22 protein-coding genes, 1 tRNA gene and 1 pseudogene are annotated in these 23,899 nt (G+C 54.1%); 18 read left to right on the forward strand and 6 right to left on the reverse strand.

The annotated features are described in order from the left end of the window. Positions 1 to 34: 34 nt before the first annotated feature. The gene (locus SP99_RS04305; RefSeq protein WP_045285103.1) at positions 35 to 805 is read right to left on the reverse strand and encodes an amidohydrolase; all 771 of its coding nucleotides are present in this window, start codon (positions 803 to 805) and stop codon (positions 35 to 37) included. 108 nt (positions 806 to 913) lie between these two features. After that, complete coding sequence (gene fadE, locus SP99_RS04310; protein ID WP_047957822.1) at positions 914 to 3,358, reverse strand: acyl-CoA dehydrogenase FadE; 2,445 nt, start codon at positions 3,356 to 3,358, stop codon at positions 914 to 916. 239 nt (positions 3,359 to 3,597) lie between these two features. Between fadE and lpcA the strand changes: the two genes are divergently transcribed. Continuing rightward, a complete protein-coding gene (lpcA, locus tag SP99_RS04315) occupies positions 3,598 to 4,176 on the forward strand; it encodes a D-sedoheptulose 7-phosphate isomerase (protein WP_025760181.1) in 579 nt (192 codons plus the stop codon). Positions 4,177 to 4,222: 46 nt separating this feature from the next. Beyond that, positions 4,223 to 4,990, forward strand: coding sequence for a class II glutamine amidotransferase (locus tag SP99_RS04320; RefSeq protein WP_047957823.1), 768 nt, complete (start codon positions 4,223 to 4,225; stop codon positions 4,988 to 4,990). Here SP99_RS04320 and dpaA read toward each other — a convergent pair. Continuing rightward, positions 4,961 to 5,701, reverse strand: coding sequence for a peptidoglycan meso-diaminopimelic acid protein amidase (gene dpaA, locus SP99_RS04325; protein WP_025760182.1), 741 nt, complete (start codon positions 5,699 to 5,701; stop codon positions 4,961 to 4,963). The genes SP99_RS04320 and dpaA overlap by 30 nt on opposite strands. A gap of 298 nt (positions 5,702 to 5,999) precedes the next feature. Between dpaA and SP99_RS04330 the strand changes: the two genes are divergently transcribed. From SP99_RS04330 to dinB, 8 genes are all read left to right on the forward strand, one after another. Then, the gene (locus SP99_RS04330; protein ID WP_047957824.1) at positions 6,000 to 7,343 is read left to right on the forward strand and encodes a Na(+)-translocating NADH-quinone reductase subunit A; all 1,344 of its coding nucleotides are present in this window, start codon (positions 6,000 to 6,002) and stop codon (positions 7,341 to 7,343) included. A 3-nt stretch (positions 7,344 to 7,346) separates the two neighbouring features. Then, a complete protein-coding gene (locus SP99_RS04335; RefSeq protein WP_047957825.1) occupies positions 7,347 to 8,582 on the forward strand; it encodes an NADH:ubiquinone reductase (Na(+)-transporting) subunit B in 1,236 nt (411 codons plus the stop codon). Continuing rightward, positions 8,575 to 9,369 (forward strand): Na(+)-translocating NADH-quinone reductase subunit C, encoded by a 795-nt coding sequence (locus SP99_RS04340; RefSeq protein WP_047957826.1) that lies wholly within the window; start codon positions 8,575 to 8,577, stop codon positions 9,367 to 9,369. The genes SP99_RS04335 and SP99_RS04340 overlap by 8 nt, the downstream gene beginning before the upstream one ends. Beyond that, complete coding sequence (locus SP99_RS04345; protein WP_047957827.1) at positions 9,362 to 10,000, forward strand: NADH:ubiquinone reductase (Na(+)-transporting) subunit D; 639 nt, start codon at positions 9,362 to 9,364, stop codon at positions 9,998 to 10,000. The genes SP99_RS04340 and SP99_RS04345 overlap by 8 nt, the downstream gene beginning before the upstream one ends. 6 nt (positions 10,001 to 10,006) lie before the next feature. Further along, on the forward strand, positions 10,007 to 10,603 hold the full coding sequence (nqrE, locus tag SP99_RS04350; protein WP_023334613.1) for an NADH:ubiquinone reductase (Na(+)-transporting) subunit E: 597 nt from the start codon (positions 10,007 to 10,009) through the stop codon (positions 10,601 to 10,603). Between the two features lie 10 nt (positions 10,604 to 10,613). After that, positions 10,614 to 11,837: an NADH:ubiquinone reductase (Na(+)-transporting) subunit F gene (nqrF, locus tag SP99_RS04355; protein WP_025760187.1), complete on the forward strand. Its 1,224-nt coding sequence runs from the start codon at positions 10,614 to 10,616 to the stop codon at positions 11,835 to 11,837. Then, positions 11,837 to 12,040 (forward strand): (Na+)-NQR maturation NqrM, encoded by a 204-nt coding sequence (gene nqrM / locus SP99_RS04360; protein ID WP_025760188.1) that lies wholly within the window; start codon positions 11,837 to 11,839, stop codon positions 12,038 to 12,040. The genes nqrF and nqrM overlap by 1 nt, the downstream gene beginning before the upstream one ends. A 106-nt stretch (positions 12,041 to 12,146) precedes the next feature. Then, positions 12,147 to 13,205: a DNA polymerase IV gene (gene dinB / locus SP99_RS04365; RefSeq protein ID WP_025760189.1), complete on the forward strand. Its 1,059-nt coding sequence runs from the start codon at positions 12,147 to 12,149 to the stop codon at positions 13,203 to 13,205. Between the two features lie 62 nt (positions 13,206 to 13,267). On the opposite strand, the gene pepD is transcribed toward dinB, so the two are convergent. Further along, a complete protein-coding gene (pepD, locus tag SP99_RS04370) occupies positions 13,268 to 14,725 on the reverse strand; it encodes a cytosol nonspecific dipeptidase (RefSeq protein WP_047957828.1) in 1,458 nt (485 codons plus the stop codon). A gap of 257 nt (positions 14,726 to 14,982) precedes the next feature. Between pepD and gpt the strand changes: the two genes are divergently transcribed. The 3 genes from gpt to crl all read left to right on the forward strand — a co-directional run bounded on the left by gpt (position 14,983) and on the right by crl (position 17,251). Beyond that, entirely contained in the window at positions 14,983 to 15,441 is a 459-nt protein-coding gene (gpt, locus tag SP99_RS04375) for a xanthine phosphoribosyltransferase (protein ID WP_003863205.1), read from the forward strand. Positions 15,442 to 15,547: 106 nt separating this feature from the next. Continuing rightward, entirely contained in the window at positions 15,548 to 16,792 is a 1,245-nt protein-coding gene (frsA, locus tag SP99_RS04380; protein WP_047957829.1) for an esterase FrsA, read from the forward strand. A 57-nt stretch (positions 16,793 to 16,849) separates the two neighbouring features. After that, a complete protein-coding gene (crl, locus tag SP99_RS04385; protein WP_025760274.1) occupies positions 16,850 to 17,251 on the forward strand; it encodes a sigma factor-binding protein Crl in 402 nt (133 codons plus the stop codon). Positions 17,252 to 17,358: 107 nt separating this feature from the next. Here crl and phoE read toward each other — a convergent pair whose 3' ends face one another. Next, entirely contained in the window at positions 17,359 to 18,411 is a 1,053-nt protein-coding gene (phoE, locus tag SP99_RS04390; protein WP_047957830.1) for a phosphoporin PhoE, read from the reverse strand. Between the two features lie 304 nt (positions 18,412 to 18,715). Here phoE and proB point away from each other — a divergent pair, with 304 nt between their 5' ends. From proB to SP99_RS04410, 4 genes are all read left to right on the forward strand, one after another. Then, positions 18,716 to 19,819 carry a glutamate 5-kinase gene (gene proB, locus SP99_RS04395; RefSeq protein WP_025760272.1) on the forward strand — a complete coding sequence of 368 codons (1,104 nt, stop codon included), beginning with the start codon at positions 18,716 to 18,718 and terminating at the stop codon, positions 19,817 to 19,819. 11 nt (positions 19,820 to 19,830) lie between these two features. Continuing rightward, entirely contained in the window at positions 19,831 to 21,084 is a 1,254-nt protein-coding gene (proA, locus tag SP99_RS04400; protein WP_047957831.1) for a glutamate-5-semialdehyde dehydrogenase, read from the forward strand. A 111-nt stretch (positions 21,085 to 21,195) separates the two neighbouring features. Continuing rightward, positions 21,196 to 21,268: transfer RNA gene (locus SP99_RS04405), tRNA-Thr, on the forward strand. 591 nt (positions 21,269 to 21,859) lie between these two features. Next, positions 21,860 to 22,174, forward strand: coding sequence for a hypothetical protein (locus SP99_RS04410; protein ID WP_047957832.1), 315 nt, complete (start codon positions 21,860 to 21,862; stop codon positions 22,172 to 22,174). Here SP99_RS04410 and SP99_RS25280 read toward each other — a convergent pair. Beyond that, positions 22,171 to 22,341: pseudogene (locus SP99_RS25280) on the reverse strand (DUF4225 domain-containing protein); the annotation flags it as partial. The gene SP99_RS04410 and the pseudogene SP99_RS25280 overlap by 4 nt on opposite strands. A 1,178-nt stretch (positions 22,342 to 23,519) precedes the next feature. On the opposite strand from SP99_RS25280, the gene SP99_RS04415 reads away from it, so the two are divergent. Further along, positions 23,520 to 23,861 (forward strand): hypothetical protein, encoded by a 342-nt coding sequence (locus SP99_RS04415; protein ID WP_047957833.1) that lies wholly within the window; start codon positions 23,520 to 23,522, stop codon positions 23,859 to 23,861. Positions 23,862 to 23,899: the final 38 nt, after the last annotated feature.

Genomic DNA, 23,899 nt, shown 5'->3' on the forward strand with positions numbered 1-23,899 from the left:
CCCTTTGGGAGAGGGGCGGGGTGAGGGGAAAATGTCACCCAATACTAAACGGATCCGCATCCTGCCATGCCGGGAACTTCTCGCGATACTCCTGCAATGCCGTCAATGACAGCTCGGCATCAATCCGCGTCGCCTGATGCGGCTCGGCGGTGGCGATAATCTCGCCCTGCGGATTCACCACCCGGCTGTCGCCGCGATAGTGATGCCCGTTGCCGTCAGTTCCTACGCGGTTACAGCCCACCACATAGGCCTGGTTCTCAATCGCGCGCGCCACCAGCAGCGACTGCCAGTGCAGGGAGCGCGGCGCAGGCCAGTTGGCAACATACAGCGCCAGGTCGTAATCGTTGCGGTTGCGTGACCACACCGGGAAGCGCAGGTCATAGCAGACCAGCGGCAAAATACGCCAGCCGCGCCATTCGAATACCACGCGCTCGTTACCCGCTTCATAGTGATGATGCTCATCCGCCATGCGGAACAGGTGACGTTTATCGTAAAAATGCACTTTCCCTTCCGGCTCAACCAGCAGGAAGCGGTTCACCGGCCCGCGTTCGGTTTGCAGGGCGGCGCTGCCGGCAATCAGCGCGTGAGTCTGCTGCGCTTTGGTATGCATCCAGGCGACCACCTCCTCCTGCGGCATTGACTGTTTTGCCGCTTCCATGGCGAAGCCAGTGGTGAACATCTCCGGCAGGACAATCACATCACGCCCGGTAATGTCTTCCAGTTGACGATCAAAATGGCGCAGGTTGGCGGGGCCATCCATCCACACTAAAGGTTGCTGCAAAATAGAAATCTTCAGACCAGGCACAATTCAGACTCCTCAAACGACCGCTTTTTGACACTGTAGCACGACATAAAGAGAAAATGTGGCAATAAAAAACCCCGCGCGCGGCGGGGTTTGTGCAGGCGAAACGGGTTATGCCGCTTCAGGTTTACGGTGCTTCTCCGGCAGCTTTACCGGCTGCGTCGCCAGCTCGTCCGGTTCGAAATCATCCACGTTAATGCTGCGCAGACGGCTCTCTTCGGCTTTCACCAGCAGGGCTGCTTCATCTTTACTGATAATGCCACCGGCCAGCGCCTGTTTCGCCAGTTCATCCAGACGGGTAAACGGCAGGTTTTTGCCCAGTTGTTTACAGATTTTCTGGTGAATCGGGTCGGCGGCCATCACGTCCAGCAGCGCCTCTTCCAGCAGACCCACCGGGTTATGCGGGGTTGGGGCCAGATACTGACCACGGCCGATACGGGAGCGGGTTGCGCTCGGTACCTGCAGGATCTTCGCCACTTTGTGGTCCAGCTTGTCCGACGGCGCCAGATGATGACGACCGGTCGGGAAGATCACCACGCGCAGGGCGCCGGCGACAAAGCGGTTCGGGAAGTTTGCCAGCAGATCGTCAATGGCCTGTTCTGCCTGATACATCGCATCCTGAACGCCCCAGTGCACCAGCGGCAGATCCGCTTCCTGACGGCCTTCATCGTCGTAGCGTTTCAGCACCGCAGAGGCCAGGAAAATCTGGCTCAACACATCCCCCAGACGGGCAGAGATACGTTCGCGACGCTTCAGGCTGCCGCCAAGTACGGCCATAGAGACGTCGGACAGCAGCGCCAGGTTGGCACTCAGACGGTTAAGATGCTGGTAATAACGTTTTGTCGCATCGCCGGTTGGCGTCGCGCTGGTAAGACCGCGCGTCAGGCCCAGCCAGAAGCTGCGCACCTTGTTGCTGCCCACGTGACCGATATGTTTGAACAACAGTTTATCGAAGGCATCCACGTCGTTATTTTGCGCAGCGGCCATCTCTTCCAGGACATAAGGATGGCAGCGAATCGCCCCCTGACCGAAGATCATCATGCTGCGGGTCAGAATGTTTGCCCCTTCAACGGTGATGGCAATCGGTGCGCCCTGATAGCCGCGCGCCAGGAAGTTGCCTTCGCCGAGCATAATGCCTTTACCGCCTGCGATATCCATCGCGTCAATGATCGACTGCTGCGCGCGGTGGGTACAGTGGTACTTCACAATGGCGGACAGCACGGCCGGTTTTTCGCCCAGCATGATGCCGTAGGTAATCAGAGACGCGGCGGCGTCCATCACGTAAGCGTTGCCCGCGATACGCGCCAGCGGCTCTTCGATACCTTCCATCTTGCCGATGGAGATTTTGAACTGACGGCGGATATGGGCGTACGCGCCAATCCCCATCGCCACAGACTTCAGACCACCGGTTGAGTTCGACGGCAGGGTAATACCGCGACCCACCGACAGACATTCCACCAGCATACGCCAGCCCTGACCGGCCATTTTCGGGCCACCGATGATGTAGTCAATCGGCACAAAGATATCCTGACCGCGGGTTGGGCCGTTCTGGAACGGCACGTTCAGCGGGAAGTGACGACGACCAATTTCAACGCCAGGGGTCGAGGTCGGGATCAGCGCACAGGTAATGCCCAGATCTTCTTCGCCGCCCAGCAGTCTTTCCGGGTCAGAGAGCTTAAAGGCCAGACCCAGCACGGTGGCGATAGGCGCCAGCGTGATATAACGCTTGTTCCAGGTGAGGCGCATACCCAGCACCTGCTCGCCCTGCCATTCGCCCATGCAGACCACGCCGGTATCCGGGATCGCGCCCGCATCGGAGCCTGCTTCCGGGCTGGTCAGCGCGAAGCAAGGGATTTCCTGACCACGCGCCAGACGCGGCAGGTAGTAATCTTTCTGCTCTTCGGTACCGTAATGCTGCAGCAGTTCGCCCGGGCCTAAGGAGTTAGGCACGCCCACGGTAATCGCCAGGATCCCGGAAACGCCCGCCAGCTTTTGCAATACACGCGCCTGAGCGTAGGCGGAGAATTCCAGACCGCCGTACTCTTTCTTAATGATCATCGCGAAGAAGCGATGCTCTTTCAGATACGCCCACAGCTCGGGCGGCAGATCGGCCATTTCATGGGTAATGGCAAAGTCGTTCGCCATACGGCACGCTTCTTCCACCGGGCCATCAATAAAGGCCTGTTCTTCAGCGGTCAGACGCGGCTGCGGGTAGTTATGCAGCTTTTTCCAGTCCGGGTTGCCCTGGAACAGATCGCCTTCCCACCAGGTCGTACCGGCATCAATCGCCTCTTTTTCCGTACGCGACATCGGCGGCATCACCTTGCGGAAGCCTTTGAACACCGGCGCAGAGATCATGGATTTACGCATCGGGGCAAGGTTAAACGGCAGGAGAATGATGGCCAGCGGGACCAAAAGCCAGATAGTCCACAGACCAGCGACGCCAAGCGCAGCGGTCCAGGCCAGAAGGATTAGGCTGCTCAGAAATAAACTGACGCGGTGATAGAACAACACACCGAGCAGAACAACAGTTGCGAGAATGCTCAAAATCATCATAAAGAAAAGCTCCCTTGCTTGTAGGAGGTCTGACCACTTGTGATGATATGGTTGTAGTTGATGTTATTTCCTTTAGCAATGTGTTTACAAAATAATTACAACCTGGTTCACATTGTTCGCGTTTTCGCCGGCACGAAAAAGCAAAACGCCAGGGGATTCGTATGGCTTTAGCTTCTCGCTTTTCCCGCTATCCGGTACACTCCACTGTGTTATTTCATCAATACTGAAGGATTATCCTCATGTACCAGGATCTTATTCGTAACGAACTGAACGAAGCGGCGGAAACGCTGGCTAACTTTCTGAAAGATGATGCCAATATTCACGCTATTCAGCGCGCGGCGGTCCTGCTGGCCGACAGTTTCAAAGCCGGTGGCAAAGTGCTTTCCTGCGGTAACGGCGGTTCCCACTGCGATGCCATGCACTTTGCAGAAGAGCTGACCGGACGCTATCGTGAAAACCGTCCGGGCTACCCGGCGATCGCGATTTCCGACGTGAGCCATATCTCCTGCGTGAGCAATGACTTTGGTTACGACTACGTCTTCTCCCGCTACGTTGAAGCGGTGGGTCGTGAAGGTGACGTGCTGCTGGGGATCTCTACCTCGGGCAACTCTGCAAACGTGATCAAAGCGATCGCTGCCGCACGTGAAAAAGGGATGAAAGTCATCACCCTGACCGGTAAAGATGGCGGTAAGATGGCCGGTACGGCGGATATCGAAATCCGTGTGCCGCACTTCGGTTATGCTGATCGTATTCAGGAAATTCACATCAAAGTGATCCATATCCTGATTCAACTGATCGAAAAAGAGATGGTTAAGTAAGACTTCGCTGGGGGCATCCTTGCCCCCGCTGTTGTGGAGGTGACGTATGTGCGAACTGCTCGGGATGAGCGCCAATGTGCCAACCGATATCTGCTTTAGTTTCACCGGGCTGGTGCAGCGCGGTGGAGGAACCGGGCCGCATAAAGACGGCTGGGGCATTACCTTCTACGAAGGCAAAGGGTGTCGCACGTTCAAAGATCCACAGCCCAGCTTTAACTCACCGATTGCCAAACTGGTGCAGGACTATCCCATCAAGTCGCGCTCGGTGATCGCCCATATTCGCCAGGCAAACCGCGGCGAAGTGGCGCTGGAAAATACGCATCCGTTTACCCGTGAACTGTGGGGCCGTAACTGGACCTACGCGCACAATGGGCAACTCACGGGCTATAAGTCGCTGGAGACGGGCAATTTCCGCCCGGTAGGCGAAACCGACAGCGAAAAAGCTTTTTGCTGGCTGCTGCATAAGCTGACGGAGCGCTATCCGCGAACCCCGGGCAACATGGCGGCGGTGTTTAAATACATCGCGACGCTGGCCACTGAGCTGCGCGAAAAAGGCGTGTTCAACATGCTGCTCTCTGACGGGCGCTATGTGATGGCGTTCTGCTCGACGAACCTGTTCTGGATCACCCGTCGTGCGCCGTTTGGCCTTGCAACGCTACTCGATCAGGATGTGGAGATAGACTTTCAGAAAGAGACCACACCGAACGATGTGGTCACTGTCATTGCAACGCAGCCGCTGACGGGCAACGAAACTTGGCAAAAGATTATGCCAGGCGAGTGGGTATTATTTTGTCTCGGGGACCGTGTAATTTGACGCCAGCTGTGGATGGACAACTTCGTGGCTCAGCGGCTTGCTGACCACGTAACGGCCATCCACCACCGAGACAACAGGCGGCTTGTGCGTCTGCTCGAAGTAGTCATAGCCTGGTTTCAGCTGTTTCCAGAAATCCGCGTAGTAAGAGTACTTGTGACGCGCCATGTTGGCATCGGTCATGCGGAACGGATAAATGCTGACCTGAACGTTAGGCTGACCAAAGACCAGCGCCCCGGTGACAAACTGGAAAATCTCATCAATGCCGGAATCGGTCATCGCGTAGCAGCCGATAGAGACGCAGGCACCGTGGATCATCAGGTATTTACCTTCATAACCGTGCGCACGGTCAAAGGCATTCGGGAAACCGATGTTGATGGCTTTATAGAAGCGGCTGTCCGGTTTGAGCTGGCTACGCTGAACGTTGTAAAACCCTTCCGGACTTTTGAAATCGCCCTGACGCTGTTTTGGCCCTAATCCACCGGAGTAGTTACATATTTTGTAGCTATCAAGCAGCTGATATGTCTCACCCATTTTTACAAACAGATCGAGAGTGCGTTCTTCCTTGAAGATCTGAATATAAACCGGCGATCCCATTAACTGCTGTTTATATTCTTTGCTGATCGGCGTCGTTGAGCTGTTACTGCTGAGCAGCCCGGCAAACGACATGCACGGAATCAGAAGCATCGCAATGAACAATGCGATTTTACGCATACTACTAGTTCCTTGATAAAACCATGACCAACTTGCCAGGACGGCAAAAGAGACCCGAAATCAGATTATTCTGTTAGGAGCGCTCACATTAGCACCGCCAGAGATTTTCGCAAGAGCCGGGCGGTGAGTTTACAAATTAGTTTTACTTTATAAACCATCGAAATCGCGTTGACTCCAGGAACTTTGCGTATTAGCTCGCAATTTGGCGCGCGTAACGGCGGATTACCTGCCCGCGAGAAGGGGAAAATGTTACACTTCGCGCCCACTGGATTGTTGTTCATGGAAACCTGCTAACCACATGTTTAAAATCAAAAAAGGACTTGATCTGCCGATTGCAGGCGTGCCAGAGCAGCACGTTTCGACAGGCGCAAGTGTCCGTCATGTCGCCATTGTGGGCGACGACTACCTGGGAATGCGTCCTTCAATGCGGGTAGAGGAAGGCGATCGCGTTATCAAAGGCCAGGCACTCTTTGAGGACAAAAAAAATCCCGGCGTGATGTTCACCGCACCCGCGAGCGGTACCGTAGTGGCGATCAACCGTGGCGAACGGCGCGTTCTGCAGTCGGTGGTTATCCGCATTGAAGGCGATGAGCAGTGTGAATTCGCCCATTACGACACCGCAGATCTCGCATCGCTAAGCCGCGACGCTGTTCAGGCTCAGCTTCTGGCGTCCGGTTTATGGACCGCGCTTCGTACGCGTCCCTTCAGCAAATCCCCTGTTCCGGGTACGGAGCCGGCCGCGATTTTCGTGACGGCAATGGACACCAACCCGCTCAGCGTGGATCCACAACCGGTTATTCTGGCGCAGCGTAAAGCCTTTGATGCCGGACTGACTCTTTTAACCCGCCTGACGTCGGGGAAAGTCCACGTTTGCCAGGCCGGCGGCGATAAGCTCGGCGGTCATCCGCAGGGGCAGGTTACGTTTAATACGTTTGCGGGTCCGCATCCGGCGGGGCTGGTCGGGACGCACATCCATTTCCTTGAGCCGGTAAGCCTGACGAAACAGGTCTGGCATCTTAACTATCAGGATGTTATTGCCATCGGTAAGCTGTTCACCATTGGTGAACTGAGTGCGGAACGCATCATTGCGATTGGCGGGCCGCAGGCTAAGCACCCGCGTCTGGTGAAAACGCTGCTGGGCGCGGACATCAATGAACTGCTGGCGGGTGAAATCAAAGAGGGTGAAAACCGCCTGATTTCCGGTTCGGTGCTCAGCGGCCGCCATGCTGTTGATGCGCACGCCTATCTGGGACGTTTCCATTTGCAGGTGAGCATTGTGCAGGAAGGCCGAGACAAAGAGCTGTTCGGCTGGGTACTGCCCGGTGCGGAAAAATTTTCCGTCACCCGTACCACGTTAGGTCACTTCCTGCGTAACAGGCTGTTTAACTTCTCGACCACTACGCACGGTGGCGAGCGGGCCATGGTCCCGATTGGCAACTACGAGCGCGTCATGCCGCTGGATATTCTGCCAACCATGCTGCTGCGCGATCTGCTCGCTGGCGATACCGACAGCGCGCAGGCGCTGGGCTGTCTTGAGCTTGACGAAGAAGATCTGGCGCTCTGTACCTATGTCTGTCCGGGAAAATACGAATATGGACCCGTATTGCGCGAGGTGTTAACCCGCATTGAGCAGGAAGGATAACCGATGGGCTTAAAACACCTCTTTGAAAAAATTGAGCCGCACTTTACCGAAGGGAAGCTCAAAAAGTACTACCCGCTGTATGAAGCAACGGCGACCATTTTCTATACGCCGGGGCTGGTGACGAAAGGGGCGGCGCACGTTCGTGACGCCATCGACCTTAAGCGGATGATGATCCTGGTCTGGTTTGCGGTTTTCCCGGCGATGTTCTGGGGGATGTACAACGTCGGTCTGCAGACCATTCCGGCGCTGCACCATATGTATGATGCACAGCAGCTGGCGCAGGTGCTCCAGTCAGACTGGCACTACCGTCTGGCCCAGTCGTTGGGTGTGAACTTTGCGCCAGACGCTGGCTGGGTGAGCATGATGATGCTGGGTGCGGTGTTCTTCCTGCCGATTTACCTCACGGTCTTTATCGTGGGTGGCTTCTGGGAAGTGCTGTTCGCCATCATTCGTAAACATGAGATCAACGAAGGCTTCTTCGTAACCTCCATTCTGTTTGCCCTGATTGTCCCACCCACCTTACCGCTCTGGCAGGCGGCGCTGGGCATCAGTTTCGGCGTGGTGATTGCCAAAGAGATCTTCGGCGGCACCGGGCGTAACTTCCTCAACCCGGCACTGGCGGGGCGAGCGTTCCTGTTCTTTGCGTATCCGGCGCAAATTTCGGGGGACCTGGTATGGACAGCGGCCGACGGTTTTTCCGGCGCGACGCCGCTTTCACAGTGGGCGGCACACGGCGGCGAAACGCTGGTCAACAACGCCACAGGCCAGCCTGTCACCTGGTTTGACGCCTTTATTGGCAACATACCGGGCTCCATCGGGGAAGTCTCCACGCTGATGATTTTGATTGGTGGGGCGATCATCCTGTTTGGACGCGTGGCCTCCTGGCGAATTGTGGCTGGCGTGATGATCGGCATGGTGCTGACCGCCACGATGTTCAATGTTATCGGTTCGACCACCAACCCGATGTTCTCCATGCCCTGGTACTGGCATCTGGTGCTGGGTGGCTTCGCGTTCGGCATGATGTTTATGGCAACCGACCCTGTCTCTGCCTCGTTTACGGATAAAGGCAAATGGAGCTATGGCGTACTCATTGGCGCGATGTGTGTCTTGATTCGCGTGGTTAACCCGGCGTACCCGGAAGGGATGATGCTGGCCATTCTGTTTGCCAATCTGTTTGCGCCACTCTTCGATTACCTGGTGGTGCGGGCCAACATTAAGCGGAGGAAGGCGCGTGGCTGAGGTTAAAAATAACGACAGCATCAGCAAAACGCTGCTGGTGGTGCTGGTGCTCTGTCTGGTCTGTTCGATTGTCGTGGCCGGCTCTGCCGTGGGGTTAAAACCCCTGCAGCAGGCGCAACGTGCGCTGGATAAACAGCGCAATATCCTGGCCGTCGCCGGGCTGATGCAGAAAGGAATGAGTGCAGACGACGTCTCGGCGGTCTTTGCGGAGCGTATCTCGCCACGTCTGGTGGATTTAAAAACCGGACAACTGCTGGATAAAGACCCGGCGAAGTATAACCAGGCGCTGGCGCTGAAAGATCCGCAGATGAGCCTGACGCTGGACGCGTCACAGGATCCGGCTGGCATTAAGCGTCGCAGCAATCTTGCTGAAATTTATCTCGTTCGTGACGCCCAAAAACGCATTCAGGAAGTGGTGCTTCCTGTCTACGGTAACGGCCTGTGGTCAATGATGTATGCCTTTGTGGCCCTGGGTACGGATGGTCGCACCGTAAAAGGCATCACGTACTACGACCAGGGGGAAACGCCGGGTCTGGGTGGCGAAGTGGAAAACCCGAACTGGCGGGCACAGTTTATCGGCAAGAAAGTGCTTGATGACAACGGGCTGCCCGCGCTGAAAGTGATGAAAGGGGCGGCACGTCCCGGTGACGACTACGCGGTAGACGGGCTGTCCGGCGCCACGCTCACCTCAAAAGGCGTGCAGCACAGTTTTGATTTCTGGATGGGCGAGTTGGGCTTTGGGCCTTTCCTGAAAAACGTACGTGAAGGAGCGCTGAACAATGGCTGATACCGGTGAACTGAAAGAAGTCAAAAAGGTTCTCATTGCCCCACTGCTCGCCAATAACCCGATAACGCTGCAGGTGCTGGGCGTCTGTTCAGCCCTGGCAGTAACGACCAAGCTGGAAACGGCGGTGGTGATGACGCTGGCGGTAACGCTGGTAACCGCGTTTTCCAGCATGTTTATCTCCATGATCCGCCACCACATTCCCAACAGCGTGAGGATCATCGTGCAGATGGCGATCATCGCCTCGCTGGTGATCGTGGTCGATCAGCTGCTGCGCGCCTTCGCCTATGAAACCTCTAAACAGCTCTCGGTGTTTGTTGGGCTTATCATCACCAACTGTATCGTGATGGGACGTGCGGAAGCCTACGCCATGAAAATGCCGCCGCTGGCGAGCTTTATGGACGGTATCGGCAACGGCCTCGGCTATGGTGTGATCCTGCTGACCGTGGGGTTCCTGCGTGAGCTTATTGGCAGCGGTAAATTATTTGGCATCACGGTGCTGGAGACGGTGCAAAACGGCGGCTGGTATCTGCCAAACGGCCTGTTCCTGCTGGCCCCTAGCGCATTTTTCATTATCGGTTTGTTGATCTGGCTGATTCGTACGTTGAGACCAGAACAGCAGGAAAAGGAGTAACCGACGATGGCTCATTACCTGAGTTTGTTTGTGCGGGCGGTGTTTGTTGAAAACATGGCGCTCGCGTTTTTCCTCGGCATGTGTACGTTCCTTGCGGTGTCCAAAAAAGTGTCGACGGCATTTGGTCTGGGCGTGGCGGTCACCGTGGTGCTCGGCTTATCGGTGCCGATCAACAACCTGGTGTACAACTTCGTACTGCGGGACGGCGCGCTGGTAGAGGGCGTTGATCTCAGCTTCCTGAACTTCATCACCTTTATTGGTGTGATTGCCGCGCTGGTGCAAATCCTGGAGATGATCCTCGATAAGTACTTCCCGTCACTTTACAACGCGCTGGGGATCTTCCTGCCGCTGATCGCGGTGAACTGCGCCATCTTCGGCGGCGTTTCGTTTATGGTTCAGCGTGATTACAACTTCAGTGAGTCCGTGGTGTACGGCTTCGGTTCCGGCATCGGCTGGATGCTGGCGATTGTCACCATGGCGGGGATCCGCGAAAAAATGAAATATGCCAACGTGCCTGCAGGGCTGCGTGGCTTAGGGATCACCTTTATCACCACCGGGCTGATGGCGCTGGGCTTTATGTCCTTCTCCGGTGTGCAGCTATAAGGGCTAACAGATGGAAATAATACTTGGCGTGGTGATGTTCACGCTGATTGTACTGGTGCTGTCAGGGCTTATTCTGGCGGCGCGTGCGAAGCTGGTGAATTCCGGCGACGTAGTGATTGATATTAACGACGAGCCGCAGAATCAGATCCGCACCCCGGCGGGGGATAAGCTGCTCAATACGCTCTCGGGTAACGGCATTTTTGTCTCTTCAGCGTGCGGAGGCGGCGGCTCCTGCGGGCAGTGCCGCGTGACGGTAAAAGAGGGCGGTGGCGATATTCTGCCAACCGAGCTGGCGCATATCACCAAACGTGAGGCAAAAGAGGGCTGCCGTCTGGCCTGCCAGGTCGCGGTGCGTCAGAACATGAAAATTGAGCTGCCGGAGGAAATTTTCGGCGTCAAAAAATGGGAGTGCGAGGTTATCTCTAATGATAACAAAGCCACCTTTATTAAAGAGCTGAAGCTGCGGGTGCCGGAAGGGGAAGATGTCCCGTTCCGCGCCGGGGGATACATTCAGATTGAATGTCCGGCGCACACCGTGGCGTATGCGGACTTTGACGTGCCGCAGGCGTATCGTGCCGACTGGGACAAATTCAATCTTTTCCGCTTTGTGTCGGAGGTGAAAGAGCCGACGCTGCGTGCCTACTCAATGGCCAACTACCCGGAAGAGAAGGGCATTATCATGCTCAACGTGCGTATTGCCACGCCACCGCCGAACGTGCCGGATGCCCCGCCGGGCGTCATGTCGTCGTACATCTGGTCCCTGAAGCCGGGCGATAAGGTAACGATCTCCGGCCCGTTTGGTGAGTTCTTTGCCAAAGATACCGACGCGGAAATGGTGTTTATCGGCGGCGGTGCCGGTATGGCCCCGATGCGCTCGCACATCTTTGACCAGCTCAAACGGCTGGGCAGCCAGCGTAAGATTAGCTTCTGGTACGGTGCTCGCTCCCTGCGCGAAATGTTCTATGACGATGAGTTTGAACAGCTGGCGCGTGAAAATCCGAACTTTACCTTCCATGTGGCGCTCTCCGATCCACAGCCGGAAGATAACTGGACGGGCTATACCGGGTTCATCCATAACGTGCTGTATGAAAACTACCTTAAACAGCATCCGGCACCGGAAGACTGCGAGTTCTATATGTGTGGGCCGCCGATGATGAATGCTGCCGTGATTAAGATGCTGAAAGATCTCGGTGTGGAAGATGAGAACATCCTGCTCGATGACTTTGGAGGCTGATGATGCTGACCTTTCTGGCTACCTTCGTTGTTTTCGTGCTAGTCATTTTCGGCATGGCGTTAGGCTGGATCGTTAAGCGGAAAAGCCTTCAGGGCAGCTGCGGCGGCATTACTTCCATTGGGATGGAAAAGGTGTGCGACTGCCCGGAACCGTGCGATGCGCGCAAAAAACGGATGGCCCGCGAACAGCAGCGCATTATTTAGTCTGGCAGGTCGGGTAAGGCGAAGCCGCCACCCGGCGTTCTTATATCCACTTCTCAACCCTCATTTATTTACTGTATACTTATCCAGTGATGAGTGAGGGCTTACTATGCGCAAAATAATCCATGTTGATATGGACTGCTTTTTTGCCGCAGTGGAGATGCGTGACAACCCGGCGCTGCGGGATATCCCCATTGCGATAGGCGGCAGCCGCGTTCAGCGGGGGGTCATCAGCACCGCCAACTATCCTGCGCGCAAATATGGCGTGCGCAGCGCCATGCCGACGGCGATGGCGCTGAAGCTCTGCCCTCATCTCACGCTTTTACCCGGTCGGTTTGAGGCATACAAAGAAGCCTCAAACCATATCCGTGAAATCTTCTCCCGTTATACCTCCCTGATAGAGCCGCTGTCGCTGGACGAGGCCTATCTGGATGTCACCGACAGCGTGCACTGCCACGGCTCCGCCACGCTGATGGCGCAGGAGATCCGTCAGACAATTTTCAACGAGCTCAATCTGACGGCATCGGCGGGCGTGGCCCCCGTAAAATTCCTCGCCAAAATTGCCTCCGATTTAAATAAGCCCAACGGCCAGTACGTTATTACCCCGGAAGAGGTGCCTGCGTTTTTAAAAACGCTGCCGCTTGGCAAAATTCCCGGGGTGGGAAAAGTCTCTGCCGCAAAGCTGGAAAGTATGGGATTACGCACCTGCGAAGATGTGCAGCGCAGCGATCTGGCCATGCTGCTCAAACGCTTTGGGAAGTTTGGCCGCGTGCTGTGGGAACGCAGCCAGGGGATTGACGATCGCGATGTGAACAGCGAACGGTTACGGAAATCCGTCGGCGTTGAGCGAACCCTCAGTGAAGATATTCATGACTGGTCCGAATGCGAGTTTATTATCACAGAACAGCTCTACCCGGAGCTGGAACGTCGCTTAATCAAGGTGAAGCCGGACCTGCTCATTGCCCGGCAGGGCATCAAGCTGAAATTCAATGACTTTCAGCAGACTACGCAGGAACACGTCTGGCCGCGTCTGAATAAAGACGATCTCATTGCGACGGCGAAAAAGGCCTGGGATGAGCGGCGGGCAGGGCGCGGAGTCAGGCTGGTGGGGTTGCACGTCACGTTGCTGGATCCGCAGTTAGAGCGACAGCTGGTATTGGGCCTGTAAAAAAAACCGGTGGCGCGACGTTGTTCACCCTCTCCCTTTGGGAGAGGGCTGGGATGAGGGTATTACTTAGCAGGAATCGCTTTCAGCAGTTCAGTCAGCAGGGTCCAGTAATGACCCACGCTTTCGATATGAACCTGCTCATCCGGCGAGTGCGGCCCAGTAATGGTTGGCCCGATAGAAACCATGTCCATGTCTGGATACGGTTTTTTAAACAGACCACATTCCAGACCCGCGTGGATCACCTGAATGTTCGGGGTGCTGTTGAACAGACGCTGGTAAGTTTCACGCACCAGTGCCATCACCGGCGAGCTTGCGTCCGGCTGCCAGCCCGGATAGCTGCCTTTGGCGGAGGTTTTTGCACCGGCCAGCGTACCCAGAGATTCCAGCATGCTCACCACATACTCTTTACCGCTGTCGATAAGGGAACGGATCAGGCAGATGATTTCTGCGCTGTCGTCGCTCATGGTTACTACGCCCACGTTCAGTGAGGTTTCCACCACGCCTTTCGCCACGTCGGAGTTGCGGATCACGCCGTTTGGCGTCGCGTTCAGCAACTGAACGAAGGTGTCACGAGACTGTGCGGTCAGCGCGGCTTTATCCGTTGAGACGGATTCCAGCACCACGGTCAGGTTTTTCTCTTTCGCGGACAGTTCGTTTTTCAGGATATCCAGGTAAACGCTGGAGAGTTTTTTCAGCTCGTCCGCTTTTGCGGCCGGTACAGCGACAGTCGCGAAGGCTTCACGCGGGATCGCGTTACGCAGCGTACCGCCGTTGAAATCCACCAGGCGCAGATCCAGCTCAGCCGCGTGGCCTGCCAGGAAGCGCGCCAGCAGTTTGTTGGCGTTGCCCAGACCCAGGTGAATGTCACCGCCGGAGTGGCCGCCTTTCAACCCTTTCAGCGTCAGCTTAAAGGTCTGGAAACCGGCAGGAATCGCTTCGCGTGACAGCGGCAGGGTAGAGATGAAATCAATCCCGCCCGCACAGCCCATGTAGATCTCGCCTTCTTCTTCGGAGTCGGTGTTGATCAGAATATCCGCCAGCAGCCAGTTCGGCTGAAGACCAAACGCCCCATCCATGCCCGCTTCTTCGGTCATGGTCAGCAGCACTTCCAGTGGACCGTGCTGAACGCTGTCGTCAGCCAGCACTGCCAGCGCGGAGGCCATACCGATTCCGTTATCTGCACCCAGGGTGGTGCCGCGCGCTTTCACCCAGTCGCCGTCGATGTAGGGCTGAATAGGATCTTTAGTGAAGTCGTGAACGGTGTCGTTGTTCTTCTGTGGCACCATGTCCAGGTGCGCCTGCAGCACAACCGGTTTACGGTTTTCCATGCCTGCGGTAGCAGGTTTGCGGATCAGAATGTTGCCAACCTGGTCGCGTTCAGCGTGCAGACCTTTTTCCTTCGCCCAACCCATAATATGTTCGGCAAGCTGTTCTTCATGGTAGGACGGGTGTGGAATGGAGCAGATTTTGGCAAAAATATCCCACAGTGGCTGCGGAGATAGTTGAGACAGTTCAGACACGATAAGTCTCCTTGTCGATGCTCTGCAAACAGGGTTGCAGGTCACAGGGTTAGCAGGTTAATAGTCACCACAAGTCAGGCTTGCGAGATGAAACTGAGAATACCACTTTCTCTGCTGGCTGGTAGCATAAAGCATGTAAAAACTCAGGCAGAGGGCGCTAAACACTGGTTTTTAGTGCGTCAGATCTCTATAATCTCGCGCAACCTGGTTCACCCTCATTTTTTTAAGCCGTATATAAACAGGCTGGGACACTTCACATGAGCGAAAAATACGTCGTCACCTGGGACATGTTGCAGATCCACGCACGCAAACTGGCTGCGCGTCTGATGCCTTCCGAACAGTGGAAAGGCATTATTGCCGTCAGCCGTGGCGGCCTGGTACCGGGGGCGCTGCTGGCACGTGAGCTGGGTATTCGTCATGTCGATACCGTTTGCATCTCCAGCTATGACCATGACAACCAGCGCGAGCTGAAAGTGCTGAAACGCGCGGAAGGCGACGGCGAAGGTTTCATCGTTATTGATGACCTGGTGGATACCGGTGGTACTGCGGTGGCAATCCGCGAAATGTACCCGAAAGCGCATTTCGTCACTATCTTCGCGAAACCGGCGGGTCGACCTCTGGTTGACGATTACGTGATTGATATTCCTCAGGATACCTGGATTGAACAGCCATGGGATATGGGCGTGGTGTTCGTACCGCCAATCTCAGGTCGTTAATTCCAGACCGCAATTATTTTAACGCCCGGTGATGCCGGGCGTTGTTTTTTTTAGTCTGACGCGCGTTACAATAGTCTCTATACGACGTATCCATGGAGGCAACGCAATGACGCAGGCCAATCTCACCGAGACGCTCTTCAAACCCCGTTTCAAGCACCCTGAAACCTCGACGCTGGTGCGCCGTTTTAACCCGGGTACCCAGCCTGCCGTCCAGTCCGCATTAGACGGTAAAAACGTCCCCCACTGGTACCGCATGATTAACCGCCTGATGTGGATCTGGCGCGGTATTGACCCTCGTGAAATTCTCGATGTACAGGCGCGCATCGTGATGAGTGAAGCCGAACGGACCGACAGTGAACTCTACGATACGGTGGTGGGCTACCGTGGTGGAAACTGGATCTACGAATGGTCTAAACAGGCGATGCTCTGGCAGCAAAAAGCCAGCCAGGAAGAGGATGCCATGCTCAGCGGCAAGCACTGGCTGCATGCGGCCAATCTCTACGCCATTGCCGCCTATCCTCACTTAAAAGGCGACGAACTGGCCGAGCAGGCGCAGGCGCTGGCCAATCGCGCCTATGAAGAGGCGGCTCAACGCTTGCCGGGTCAGATGCGTGAGCTCGAATTTACCATTCCGGGTGGGTCATCCGTTACCGGGTTCCTGCATATGCCGGAAGGTGAAGGTCCGTTCCCGACCGTACTGATGTGCGGGGGGCTGGATTCGTTGCAGATCGACTATTACAGCCTGTATGAGCGTTACTTCGCACCAAAAGGGATCGCGATGCTGACGCTGGATATGCCCTCTATTGGTTTTTCATCCAAATGGAAACTGACTCAGGATTCCAGCCTGCTGCACCAGCATGCGCTAAAAGCGCTGGAAAACATTCCGTGGGTCGACCACACCCGCGTGGCGGCGTTTGGCTTCCGTTTTGGCGCGAACGTTGCGGTGCGTCTGGCCTACCTAGAATCTTCTCGACTGAAAGCCGTGGCCTGTCTTGGTCCGGTGGTTCACGCCCTGCTCAGCGACCCCGCCCGCCAGGGCAGCGTGCCGGAGATGTACCTCGACGTGCTGGCCAGCCGACTGGGTATGCATGATGCATCAGACGAAGCGCTGCGTGTTGAGCTTAATCGCTACTCGTTAAAAACGCAGGGCCTGTTGGGACGCCGCTGCCCGACGCCGATGCTTTCGGGGTTCTGGAAGAACGATCCGTTCAGCCCGGAAGAAGAGTCGCGTTTAATCACGTCGTCATCTGCGGATGGCAAATTGCTCGAGGTGCCGTTAAGCCCGGTCTATCAGAATTTCGACAAAGCGTTGAAAGAGATTACGCGCTGGATCGCGCAGAGATTGTGTTAATAGATTGCTAAATTTCGCTGGTTTGGTAAAACAGTGGCTTCACAAAAGGAGATCGCAATGACGTTACCGAGTGGACACCCGAAAAGTAGATTGATTAAGAAGTTCATGGCTCTTGGCCCGTATATTCGAGAAGAGCAGTGTGAAGAGAATCGCTTTTTTTTCGACTGCCTGGCTGTATGCGTCAACGTGAAGCCTGCACCCGAAAAACGTGAATTCTGGGGCTGGTGGATGGAAATGGAAGCAGAAGAGAAACGTTTTACCTATAGCTACCAGTTTGGCCTGTTTAATAAGGACGGCAACTGGCAGGCTACCACCATTAAAGATCAGGAAGTGATCGATCGCCTGGAATATACGCTCAAAGAGTTCCACGACAAGGCGCGAGATTTGCTGGCCACGCTGGACCTGAAGCTTGAGCCCGCGGATAATTTTTCCAGTGAAGCGGCGAAACTGACGGCCTGATGCTCTTCTCCCTCTCCTTGTGGGAGAAGACCAGGGTGAGGGCACCAGACCGCATTAATCCCCGATAAAAAAACCGGCATCAAGCCGGTTTTTTTATGTCTGCATTATCAGAACTGGTAGGTCATCCCCAGGGCAACGATATCGTCGCTGCTCACACCCAGTTTATTATCGTCATCAATCTGGTTGATTTTATAATCAACAAACGCGGACATATTTTTGTTGAAATAATATGTCGCGCCGACATCGATGTATTTCACCAGATCTTCTTCACCGATACCTTCGATATCTTTGCCTTTAGACTGGACATAACCCAGGGACGGACGCAGACCGAAATCAAACTGATATTGTGCAACCAGTTCGATGTTCTGGGCTTTATTGGCGAAGCCACCTGAAATTGGGGTCATATTGCGCGTTTCAGAGTACATTGCCGCCAGGTAGATATCGTTCGCGTCATATTTCAGGCCGGTTGCCCAGGCTTCGGCTTTTTTGCCTTCGCCACGCGTCAGCAGGTTCTGAGCGTTGGTACGGTCAGAGTTGGTGTATGCGCCGCTCACCGCGAAATCGCTGCCACCGAAGTCATAGGTCAGAGAAGTACCGAAACCGTCACCGTTCTGTTTCTTGGCGTCACGGTTTTCGTTTTTACCCTGGTATTGCAGCGTCATGTCCAGGCCGTCAACCACGCCGAAGAAATCAGTGTTGCGGTAGGTGGCAAGACCGGTAGCACGCTTGGTCATGAAGTTATCGGTCTGTGCAGAAGAGTCGCCGCCGAACTCCGGGAACATATCGGTCCAGGCTTCCACGTCATACAGTGCGCCCAGGTTACGACCATAATCCAGAGAACCGAAGTCTTTCAGTTTCAGACCAGCAAACGCCAGACGCGTTTTCTGAGAGGAGTCGCTCTCGGCTTTGTTACCCGCAAATTCGGATTCCCAACGGCCATAGCCCGTCAGCTGATCGTTAATCTGTGTTTCGCCTTTAAAACCGAAACGAACGTACGTCTGGTCACCGTCTTTAGAATCATCATCACTGATGTAGTGCATGGCTTTTACTTTACCGTACACATCCAGTTTATTACCGTTCTTATTATAAACTTCAGCGGCGTGAACTGATGCACAAGCCGCTACGCCCATAACCACTAATGCCAGAGTGCTCTTTTTCATTTTCGATCCTGTCTTATAAACGCGCTAAAAAATTCGCTGGACGATAAGCGTCGGCTTAAGTCCCGTGAAAAAACAGGAAGGGTTTTATCGCTCTGGAATGAAACTTTTATGACAAACTAAGAATAATTTTAAAAAACTGTGATTTATTATTTCGGTAATAAAAGTGTCAATTTTCACCGCTACGCTTCCTGATCCCGCGCAACAAAGTGTTTCGCGATGTGCTAAGGCAGTTGGCAACCGGGCTGACTCCTGTTAAAACGTTCGTTCGACATTACTTTCCCTTATCGTTGAACGGCAGAGAATCATGAGTGACAGCCAGACGCTGGTGGTAAAACTCGGTACCAGTGTGTTAACAGGCGGATCGCGCCGCCTAAATCGCGCCCACATTGTTGAGCTTGTACGTCAGTGCGCTCAGTTACATGCCGCAGGGCATCGTATTGTGATTGTGACCTCCGGGGCGATTGCCGCCGGGCGTGAACACCTGGGTTACCCCGAACTCCCCGCGACGATCGCCTCCAAACAGCTGCTGGCCGCCGTGGGACAAAGCCGACTCATTCAACTCTGGGAACAGCTGTTCTCTATTTATGGCATCCACGTCGGGCAGATGCTGCTGACGCGTGCGGATATGGAAGACCGAGAGCGCTTCCTGAACGCCCGCGATACCCTGCGTGCGCTGCTGGACAATAATATCGTTCCCGTTATTAACGAAAACGATGCCGTTGCCACCGCCGAAATCAAAGTGGGTGATAACGATAACCTCTCTGCGCTGGCGGCGATTCTGGCCGGTGCGGATAAATTACTGCTTCTGACCGACCAGCAGGGGCTGTTTACCGCCGATCCACGCTCCAACCCGGAAGCCGAGCTGATTACTGATGTTCACGGTATCGACGATGCGCTGCGCGCTATTGCCGGCGACAGCGTATCCGGCCTGGGTACGGGCGGCATGGGAACCAAGCTGCAGGCGGCTGACGTGGCATGCCGCGCCGGTATCGACACCATCATTGCGGCGGGCAGCCGCCCTGGGGTGATTGGTGACGTGATGGAAGGCATCTCCGTCGGTACCCGCTTCCACGCCCAGGAATCCCCGCTGGAAAACCGCAAGCGCTGGATATTTGGTGCGCCGCCTGCGGGCGAGCTTGTTGTTGATGAAGGGGCAACCGCCGCGATTCTGGAACGAGGAAGTTCATTACTTCCTAAAGGAATTAAAAGCGTGACAGGCAACTTCTCCCGTGGTGAAGTGATCCGTATCCGTAACCTCGAAGGCCGCGACATTGCCCACGGCGTAAGCCGCTATAACAGCGATGCCCTGCGCCGCATCGCGGGTCAACACTCGCAGCAGATCGACGCCATTCTGGGCTATGAATATGGCCCGGTTGCCGTGCATCGCGATGACATGATTATTCGTTAAGGAGCCAGAACATGCTGGAACAAATGGGTGCCGCCGCGAAGGCCGCCTCTTATAAACTGGCGCTCCTTTCCAGCCGCGAGAAAAACCGCGTGCTGGAAAAAATCGCTGATTATCTGGAATCCCAGTCCCAGGAGATTTTGCTCGCCAACGAGCAGGATCTGCTGGAAGCGCGTCGTAACGGGTTGAGCGAAGCGATGCTTGACCGCCTGGCCCTGACCTCGACACGCCTGAAAGGCATCGCCGACGATGTTCGTCAGGTCTGCAATCTGGCTGACCCGGTCGGGCAGGTGATCGACGGTGGACTGCTCGACAGCGGTTTACGTCTTGAGCGTCGCCGTGTGCCGCTCGGCGTCATCGGTGTGATTTATGAAGCCCGTCCAAACGTAACGGTGGATGTCGCCTCCCTGTGCCTGAAAACCGGTAACGCCGCTATTCTGCGCGGTGGGAAAGAGACCTGGCGCACCAATGCCGCGACGGTAAAAGTTATTCAGCAGGCGCTGGAAGAGTGTGGCTTACCTGCGGGCGCCGTGCAGGCGATAGAGAGCCCTGACCGCGCGCTGGTCAATGAGATGCTGCGCATGGACAAGTACATCGACATGCTGATCCCACGCGGTGGCGCGGGCCTGCACAAGCTGTGCCGTGAGCAGTCGACAATCCCGGTGATCACCGGCGGTATCGGCGTGTGTCATATCGTGGTGGACGACAGCGCTGAGATTGAACCGGCGCTGAAGATTATCGTGAATGCGAAAACACAGCGCCCAAGCACCTGTAACACGGTGGAAACGCTGCTGGTGCATCAGGGTATCGCGAAGACCTTCCTGCCGGCCCTGAGCAAACAGATGGCAGAGAGCGGCGTAACCCTGCATGCTGACGCCAGCGCGCTGGCACTGCTTCAGGATGGCCCGGCGAAAGTCGTGCCCGTAAAAGTGGAGCAGTACGACGATGAGTTTCTGTCTCTGGATCTGAACGTGAAAATCGTTACCGATCTCGACGACGCGATTGTGCACATCCGTGAGCATGGCACGCAGCATTCCGACGCTATCCTGACGCGTACGCTGCGCAATGCCGATCGCTTCGTGAACGAGGTGGATTCCTCTGCGGTGTATGTGAATGCCTCCACCCGCTTCACCGACGGCGGCCAGTTCGGCCTCGGTGCGGAGGTAGCGGTCAGCACGCAGAAACTGCACGCGCGCGGTCCTATGGGGCTGGAAGCATTGACCACGTATAAGTGGATCGGCTTCGGCGACGATACGATTCGTGCGTAAATAATCACGGGTGATGCAAAAATAGCCGTTTGATTCAAAAGGGCATTGACGCATCACCCGGATAGATCTAACCTTTTGCCCCGTGGTTACATTCGTAACCGGCCTCTCAGGGCCGATATAGCTCAGTTGGTAGAGCAGCGCATTCGTAATGCGAAGGTCGTAGGTTCGACTCCTATTATCGGCACTCACACAACAAAATTCTTTAAAAACAATATCTTAAGGCGTTTATTGCTCTCAAGATACAATCTTTTTTTAAGGGATTCTATGACCAACAGTTGCCGCTATGGTTAACAGTGGCTATTCAGGGATGTTAGCACGTAGCGGCCTGTAGCTGTAAAGCTCGAACAGGTACAAGGCGTGAACAGTCCACACGAACCGCTATCAACTCGAAGCTGATGACGCCGCCAACGTCTCTAAACCATCCCGAAACAGATTGATCACACGCATTTAAGCCCGATGTGTGGCCCCATGAGCCACGTAAACAGGTGAATAGTTGTAAACGTACCTGCACACGACATGCAGGCTCTGCCAGCGCTTCGCTCACGCTCCGAAAGGTTCACGAGCCCCCTGATAAGGTGTGATCATTCTGACAATCTGATGAAGTCGCTACGCTCCGCTTGTTGCTTGTACCACTAACGGGGCTTTATGGCTTCTATTGTCTGAAATCTGATACATTGGACAAACATCATGTGGATTGCTGTAAAGTTCATCAATATGATTGCTTGCACAATCAGCGATTAGGAAAACACTTCTGGAAGATAAGGGACGAGACGATATGAAAGTGACTGATGAGGCTTTGTTACGTTCAGGGTTTACACCATCGGATTTGCAGAAGATAAAAAACAACGTTGAAAGCTACGGCGGAACCTTGGGGGAAGCGATTCAGGATCTGGCTAATCGATTCAGGATAGTTCTTTGGATCTTTTATGCTTTCATTGCAATATTTCTCTGGGTGATTATTTCAAATGAAATAGAATACATCATATCAACTGGGATCAGTTTATCTATAGCAATGTTGATTGCTGTTTTTGTTCAACCGCCAGTCCTTTCTTACAAATCCTGGCGGTTCTGGAGAAAATACAGGGGTTAATGATTCGGTGTTTCGGTGGAAAGCAGGTCAAAAATAACTTTGGCCTTGATACCGTATCCTACTATTTTCATAGTTAATTTGGGGTGGCTCATTGTGTTGACTTTGCGGTAGTAATCGTGGGGAAGCCAACGGAACAATCGCCAGGCTCCTGCTTTTCGCGCTAATCCAACTGCCAGCGTGTCAAACCTGCTGAAAGCACAATTGCGCATTTGCCAGCAGACACAGAACTACTCCAGCAACATTACCAAAGCGGGCTAAAGATCAGCCACTAACAAGCGATATTCTCCCGGCCTGGTCGTCACCCTTCTGCACCATTTCCCACAACAATGCAAACAGCCCCGTATGCTCCACCAGAAGCGCTACAACACGTCATCTCCACACAATCGTATGACATACCGATAGCACAGCGCCCCGCTGAGGGGCTCCTACAGGCCCAGAAATCGATGGTTTTCTGTTGTTTTTGCGAAGAAAATTTATTTTTTCGATTTGAGAGGGCCAATCGATGATTGTGTTTTACACCTTGAATGACAGATTTAACGCATTTAGCACTGGCTCGGCTGACCTGCTCCCCGTTGATTAATACACACCGAAGTTAATAATGTCTTCATTAGGAACCATATTAATGAGTGAGTGATGGCGATAGGTTACTTAATGTGTTGCGGGGCTCATTACGCAGTTACGGACTACATTTTAGAAAAATTAAGGGCGCTCAGGCTACATGAACATAACAGTGAATTACCACCAAACGAATCAGTAGATCTGTGCAGGAAAGTTCTAATGAAACGACCAATTTTGTTGACTGCTACACAGAAGGATCCATCTATCAGGGCCGATGCCTGATACTTTTGAGCGCAATTAAAAAAACTGAACAGCATACCCATTTATTTAAGGTGTCAAAACACTGATAGAACTCGCGGCTCGAATCAACACTTATGTTCGTCAAACAAACCGTTGGGGGTATTAAAGGGGTATGTAAAAGATCGTATAGAATAAAATAATTATAAATCAAGTGGTTGCACTGTGTTGTGTTGTTCTGTTCCTATTATCGCTGTTTATAGACGGTACTTTATATCCTGTAGCTGGACTCAACCAGGACCAAGCCACTGCTGGGGCATAAGCTCGGGCATTCAATTTTAAGTCTTGGGCGATGCCTACAATGATGTCTAACGTGCGACTTGTAGAAATCGCTAACCCCAGAGAAAACCTTGAACTCCGCCGATCGTACTGGTTGATCTTCAAGCCTGCCTGCAATGTCCGGCAATTCGTCATTTAAGCTAGTGTTTAAAAAAACTCATCTTAAAGTTATCCTTTCATGAACATACCAATCATGAAGACAGACGAGCATATGACCAGCCAACTGACGGAAAAAGACCTGCTGGATAATGGTTTTTCGAGTAAGCAATTATCTCGTCTGAAAGAGGTATTGAGCAGGGATGAAAATGCTGACGAAACGCTTTCAACATTAGTGGATGATCTAAGTAAGCGTTTTTATGGTGGGGTGATATGTCTGATGCTTATCCTGGCACCGCTGATTCTGCTTCCTGTCTTTTATACGTACTCGCTGCTGTTATATTACTTACCTGTTGCAGTTTTTGGCGTTATTGCGGTCTGGTATCTGATACCACTTGGCCTTTCATGGAAAGCGCATAAAATGATGAAAGGTCGGTTGGCTTCTCACACGTGCTGACAAATATGTGCAGTTCCGACCTATAGAGTAGATGGATT

The sequence above is a fragment of the Enterobacter sp. BIDMC92 genome (assembly GCF_001030225.1).
Classification (GTDB): Bacteria; Pseudomonadota; Gammaproteobacteria; order Enterobacterales; family Enterobacteriaceae; genus Enterobacter; species Enterobacter sichuanensis.

Coding starts and splice junctions, on each gene's coding strand:
- crl (WP_025760274.1), top strand. CDS start 16,850: ATGACGTTACCGAGTGGACACCCGAAAAGTAGATTGATTAAGAAGTTC.
- proA (WP_047957831.1), top strand. CDS start 19,831: ATGCTGGAACAAATGGGTGCCGCCGCGAAGGCCGCCTCTTATAAACTG.
- proB (WP_025760272.1), top strand. CDS start 18,716: ATGAGTGACAGCCAGACGCTGGTGGTAAAACTCGGTACCAGTGTGTTA.
- nqrM (WP_025760188.1), top strand. CDS start 11,837: ATGATGCTGACCTTTCTGGCTACCTTCGTTGTTTTCGTGCTAGTCATT.
- SP99_RS04335 (WP_047957825.1), top strand. CDS start 7,347: ATGGGCTTAAAACACCTCTTTGAAAAAATTGAGCCGCACTTTACCGAA.
- SP99_RS04410 (WP_047957832.1), top strand. CDS start 21,860: ATGAAAGTGACTGATGAGGCTTTGTTACGTTCAGGGTTTACACCATCG.
- fadE (WP_047957822.1), bottom strand. CDS start 3,358: ATGATGATTTTGAGCATTCTCGCAACTGTTGTTCTGCTCGGTGTGTTG.
- SP99_RS04330 (WP_047957824.1), top strand. CDS start 6,000: ATGTTTAAAATCAAAAAAGGACTTGATCTGCCGATTGCAGGCGTGCCA.
- SP99_RS04415 (WP_047957833.1), top strand. CDS start 23,520: ATGACCAGCCAACTGACGGAAAAAGACCTGCTGGATAATGGTTTTTCG.
- phoE (WP_047957830.1), bottom strand. CDS start 18,411: ATGAAAAAGAGCACTCTGGCATTAGTGGTTATGGGCGTAGCGGCTTGT.
- frsA (WP_047957829.1), top strand. CDS start 15,548: ATGACGCAGGCCAATCTCACCGAGACGCTCTTCAAACCCCGTTTCAAG.
- nqrF (WP_025760187.1), top strand. CDS start 10,614: ATGGAAATAATACTTGGCGTGGTGATGTTCACGCTGATTGTACTGGTG.
- nqrE (WP_023334613.1), top strand. CDS start 10,007: ATGGCTCATTACCTGAGTTTGTTTGTGCGGGCGGTGTTTGTTGAAAAC.
- lpcA (WP_025760181.1), top strand. CDS start 3,598: ATGTACCAGGATCTTATTCGTAACGAACTGAACGAAGCGGCGGAAACG.
- SP99_RS04320 (WP_047957823.1), top strand. CDS start 4,223: ATGTGCGAACTGCTCGGGATGAGCGCCAATGTGCCAACCGATATCTGC.
- gpt (WP_003863205.1), top strand. CDS start 14,983: ATGAGCGAAAAATACGTCGTCACCTGGGACATGTTGCAGATCCACGCA.
- dpaA (WP_025760182.1), bottom strand. CDS start 5,701: ATGCGTAAAATCGCATTGTTCATTGCGATGCTTCTGATTCCGTGCATG.
- dinB (WP_025760189.1), top strand. CDS start 12,147: ATGCGCAAAATAATCCATGTTGATATGGACTGCTTTTTTGCCGCAGTG.
- SP99_RS04345 (WP_047957827.1), top strand. CDS start 9,362: ATGGCTGATACCGGTGAACTGAAAGAAGTCAAAAAGGTTCTCATTGCC.